The following is a 4,589-nucleotide window of genomic DNA, read 5'->3' on the forward strand; positions in this document are numbered from 1 at the left end:
AGAGTGTTCCACAAACTTGAGATTAAAAGACATAAAAAACTTAAAAAATGAAAATATTTTCAGAATTTGAACAAAGTTTTTAAATTTCTGAGCAATTGAGCCTAACGTTGTTGTATAAGCTTTGTTGCGTTGATTAAGCAGTGAATTTACTAAATAAAACACGAACGGCGAAATTCCGGAGGAATTTCCCAAGTGAGCCAAAACCAGCAATAAAGTTTATACGGTGTTGGCAGCAGGTTTTTTCTTTCAACATTATTGGCATTCAATAACCTCTAACCATATTACAGGATATTTTAAAATAGAATCATTTTTTCTTTCATAAATATAAACCTGTTTATATACCTCAGAATTTTCTAAAATCTTTAGTTTTCCATTTTTTTCAGATTTCTTTATGTTTTCATCTATTAATTTGTTCCTATAAATAATTATTTCAGAAAGAGAGTTTATAATTAAATTTTCAATTTCATTTTTTTCCACGTTTATTAATTCAGAGTTTTTATTATACTCAAAATAATTTCCATTAAAATAGAAAGTCGTATTTCCGTTTTTCTCAATTATTTTTCGATTATTTTTACTTATAATTTCATTGTTCAAGTTGAATGATAAATTCGCGATTTTTGTCTTTTGTGAATAACTATTTACCGAATAAGTTAGAAGAATATAAAGTAAAAATTTCATAATTAAATTTTGATTAGTGCGTGAGGTTTTTTTGACTTGCTGCCAACGTTGTTGTATATGGTTTGTTGCGTGTTTCAAGCAACTAATTTAGTAAATAATTACCGACCAAGAAAGTCCGGGAGGACTTTCGCAAGTAAGCAAGAAGCCAGCAATAAATTATATACGGTGTTGGCAATCTGGCTTTTATTTATTCAGTTCGATTATTCTCTAAATTAATTTAAAAATAAACTTGCTAAAATTGGCAAAATTCCAAAAATGACAAGTCCAACTATTGAAGTCCAATATTGATAATTTTTCTTCTCTTTTTTTATAGTACTAAAAATTATAAAAATCAGACTCATTAAAAGTAAAACTGTTCCTAAAATTCCAAAATAAAATAAAACTTGTGCTGTGTTGTCTCCTTCATTAAATATACTTGTATAGCTGATTGTCAAATAGAAGGAAATAATATTAATTATTAAAATCCAAATCATAAAATGGAAAGCCCATTTTTTAAAATTTATATTATATATTTAAGTTAGTTTTTCATTTATTCGGTCAAATTCCTTTTCTCCGAGTTCATTTTTTATCATTTCCGAATTCTGTTCCACAATATTTTTAAAAGTCAGAAATTCAGTTTTATTTTCAGTCCAAAATTCAGTCGGTAAATTCGAAACTGCAACAAGTAAATCGCCTTCATAAAAATCACATTCGGTCAAAATATTCCGTTCGAGTTTTTCGAGTGCGATTCCGATTAGATATTCAATTCCGATTTTTTGAGAAATCAGAAGTCTTATCTGTTCGTTTGTCAATTCCGCAATGCTGATTTTCCGATAATGATAACATTTTTCAACCAAATCAGTCGGAAATTCGGAAGGATTTTTCCAAATATCTTTTTCTAATTGTTCGATTGATTTTGTTTCCATAAGAGTGATTTCAGCTTGTTGCCAACGTTGTTTTGTATGGAAAGTTGCGTTTTAAGTCGACGGCTATTTTCCGCAGGAAAATAGGAGTTGACAAAAATGCAACAACCTTTGATTAAGCCAAATTTAGCAATTTTTTATACAAGGTGTTGCCAAATGCGTTATTTTATTTCCATTTCCATATTTCGTTCATTTTTCAGATTATTTTTAATTTACAACAACGCATTTCAGTAATTTCCATTTTTCAGACATTTCCAATTCCGCAAACTTGATAAATTAAATTCTGAGTAAAAATTCCGCAATTTTGGTTTTTCAGCGTCTGATTGTTTTCTCACGTGCTTAATTCCGACAATAATTTTCACTTTATTTAATTTTCAGAAAATTCTCAGCCTTTCTAAATTATATTTTAGAGAAAATTCCACACAATTTTTGTTCTGCATTTTGCTCAATTCCGCAAAGTATGGAAATTCATATTTGAATAATTTCTCCGCAATCTTGATTTCAGCGTTTGAGTAAATTCCTTTTTTGTAAAATTTTGAAAACTTCTCCAACTTTTCAAAATTTTGATTCGCGAGAGAGTGTTCCACTTTTTTCAGAATTCCGATTTACAAACTAAAAAAAAGCCAAAATTATATTTAAATAAATGACTTGTATTCGGCTCGATTCACCAGTTTTTGGCAACGTTGTTGTATATGGTTTGTTGCGTGTTTCAAGCAACTAATTTAGTAAATAATTATCAACCAAGAAAGTCCGCGAGGACTTTCGTAAGTAGGCGAGAAGCCAGCAATAAATTATATACGGTGTTGCCAACAGTATTTTTATTTAATAATATATTGTCGTTTCAGATTTTGGAAATTTTAATTCCGTATTTCCAGGATAAAAACCATTCATTGTCGGTAAAGTTTCCAATTTCCTAATCATTTCTTCTTTCTCTATTTTTGAGTTTTCATTCTCACAATCTTCGGTTTCCTTTTCGTAACTTATTTTTCCATTTGACAGATTGTAGTCAAAAGTGAAGAAATAATCACAAGGTGAACCAAAATGCACAGTTGCTCCGATTAATTGAAATTCTCCGCTTTGAAATCTAAACCTATGAGTATAATTCCATTTTTGACGACTTCCGCCAAAATGATTAATTACGATACAATTTCGTTCAATTGATATTCCCTCAAAAGGGTCTCCCATCATTCCTCCGTGTTGACTTGGCAATATTGCTCCAATTGATTTTTTCCACAACTCCCATTTATTATCCTTTTTTTTGTAAATAAATATTTGTCTTTCAGTTCCTAAATCAGTCTCCTTTTCTGTATCGTAAACTACAACTTTTTCAGATATTCCGTCTTTGTCTAAATCGCCTTCTGTTTCGTCAAGAATTTTAAACGACTTTGGTGTTTTAATTAATTCAGATTGTTTGTTTTCCTGACTTTTACAAGACAAAAATGACATTATAAATATAACTAAAATGTATGTGGATGTTCGTTTTTTCATATTGTTGGCAACGTTGTTGTATATGGTTTGTTGCGTGTTTCAAGCAACTAATTTAGTAAATAATTACCGACCAAGAAAGTCCGCGAGGACTTTCGTAAGTAGGCTAGAAGCCAGCAATAAATTATATACGGTGTTGCCAGCAGTTATTTTATATATTCTAGATATTTATTCAATAGTTTATGATCTCTTCTGTAACCTAAATAATAATCTTTAAAAATATGATTGTATGAATTAATTATACTTTCCAATTGACGATATTCTATTCCACATTGAACAAGAATTTTTCCATATTCAAGTGTAATTGCTAATTCGGAATAATCTCTATTTAACTCTAATAAAGGTAAAACTAAATTGTTATAAGAATAAAAGTGATGTGTTCTAATTTCTCCTAAATCTTGCCATAAAAACCAAATTTCATTTTCTTTTTCTAAAAATAGTTTTGTCTCGATATCTTTTCCATTTTGAGAAGCAGATTCAGTTCCATATTTGTGATAATTTCGTTCTTTAAGCTCTCTATATTTTTCCAAATGAAAACTATATTTGTCTAATTGTTGACTATGAGATTTTACTAAATTATCTAAATTCTCCATTATCCTTTGTTCATAAAACTTATATTTTCTCAATAAAGACCAAATTTTATGAAATGCTTTGGATTTCATTTTTTTGTTTGTAGAGAACGAAAACTGTTTTCTAAAAGAGTTATAAATATCAATAAAATTAAATTCAAAAATTGTTTCTAGATAAACTATCTCTCTATGCTTAAAACTCCAAATTTCTTCTCTTTCCATATTGATTTGAGGATGGAATTTTGATAAGTTTCTTTCCTTTATTTTCAAATCTTTGGCAACTTCTTTTAATAAATGGCAAAAATTTTCTCGATTTGATTTTCTTAAGTTGTAGGATTTGATTCTTGAAAACAAATAATTTACTATTCCTCCAACAATAAACACAATTATTGAAATTAATGTAGGAACAGAAACTTCATTTTTAACTCCAAAAAATTCGTTAATCCATTCTATCATTTCTGTAAGTTCTGTTTAATTGCTGGCAACGTTTTGGTATAAGCTTTGTTGCGTTATTTAAGCAGTGAATTTAGTAAATAAAACACGAACGGCGAAATTCCGGAGGAATTTCCTAAGTGAGCTAAAACCGGCAATAAAGTTTATACGGTGTTACAAACAGTTTTTATCTTTCGCAATTTTGGTCATAATATTCCATTATAGATCTAATTCCATAACGTCTAAAGTATTTGTTATTTATTTTTTCAAGTAAATCAGGACAAGACTTAAAATAGTCTTTTGCAATTTTCTTAAACTTTTTTGAATAAGTATTCCCAATTCCTAAATGAGTTACACCAGTATTATTATTTTCACCAATAAAATAGGTTGTTTTAGTTGTATTTCCTTGAAAACCATTCATATTGTAGCTTCCAGATGATATGTCTACAAACAGATTTAATTTATCTTTTCCAAATACACCATAAGGTTCTAATAACATAATTCCATTAATTCTTCTACCAAT

Annotated in this window: 6 protein-coding genes; all 6 read right to left on the reverse strand. The window is 28.6% G+C overall.

Translation table 11 applies throughout. The features are described from left to right. Positions 1–252 precede the first annotated feature (252 nt). On the reverse strand, positions 253–756 hold the full coding sequence (locus tag SHK09_RS14915; RefSeq protein ID WP_319811586.1) for a hypothetical protein: 504 nt from the start codon (positions 754–756) through the stop codon (positions 253–255). 134 nt (positions 757–890) lie between these two features. Continuing rightward, positions 891–1,151 carry a hypothetical protein gene (locus tag SHK09_RS14920; RefSeq protein WP_319811587.1) on the reverse strand — a complete coding sequence of 87 codons (261 nt, stop codon included), beginning with the start codon at positions 1,149–1,151 and terminating at the stop codon, positions 891–893. Positions 1,152–1,190: 39 nt separating this feature from the next. After that, positions 1,191–1,583 (reverse strand): contact-dependent growth inhibition system immunity protein, encoded by a 393-nt coding sequence (locus tag SHK09_RS14925; RefSeq protein WP_319811588.1) that lies wholly within the window; start codon positions 1,581–1,583, stop codon positions 1,191–1,193. A gap of 819 nt (positions 1,584–2,402) precedes the next feature. Further along, positions 2,403–3,026 (reverse strand): hypothetical protein, encoded by a 624-nt coding sequence (locus tag SHK09_RS14930; protein ID WP_319811589.1) that lies wholly within the window; start codon positions 3,024–3,026, stop codon positions 2,403–2,405. 185 nt (positions 3,027–3,211) lie between these two features. Continuing rightward, the gene (locus SHK09_RS14935) at positions 3,212–4,090 is read right to left on the reverse strand and encodes a hypothetical protein (RefSeq protein WP_319811590.1); all 879 of its coding nucleotides are present in this window, start codon (positions 4,088–4,090) and stop codon (positions 3,212–3,214) included. Between the two features lie 163 nt (positions 4,091–4,253). Next, positions 4,254–4,589, reverse strand: a 336-nt coding sequence (locus tag SHK09_RS14940; RefSeq protein ID WP_319811591.1) for a hypothetical protein, incomplete at its 5' end; no start/stop codon positions are given.

The organism is Polaribacter sp. PL03 (assembly GCF_033875165.1).
Lineage (GTDB): Bacteria > Bacteroidota > Bacteroidia > Flavobacteriales > Flavobacteriaceae > Polaribacter.

Coding starts and splice junctions, on each gene's coding strand:
- SHK09_RS14920 (WP_319811587.1), bottom strand. CDS start 1,151: ATGATTTGGATTTTAATAATTAATATTATTTCCTTCTATTTGACAATC.
- SHK09_RS14925 (WP_319811588.1), bottom strand. CDS start 1,583: ATGGAAACAAAATCAATCGAACAATTAGAAAAAGATATTTGGAAAAAT.
- SHK09_RS14930 (WP_319811589.1), bottom strand. CDS start 3,026: ATGTCATTTTTGTCTTGTAAAAGTCAGGAAAACAAACAATCTGAATTA.
- SHK09_RS14935 (WP_319811590.1), bottom strand. CDS start 4,090: ATGATAGAATGGATTAACGAATTTTTTGGAGTTAAAAATGAAGTTTCT.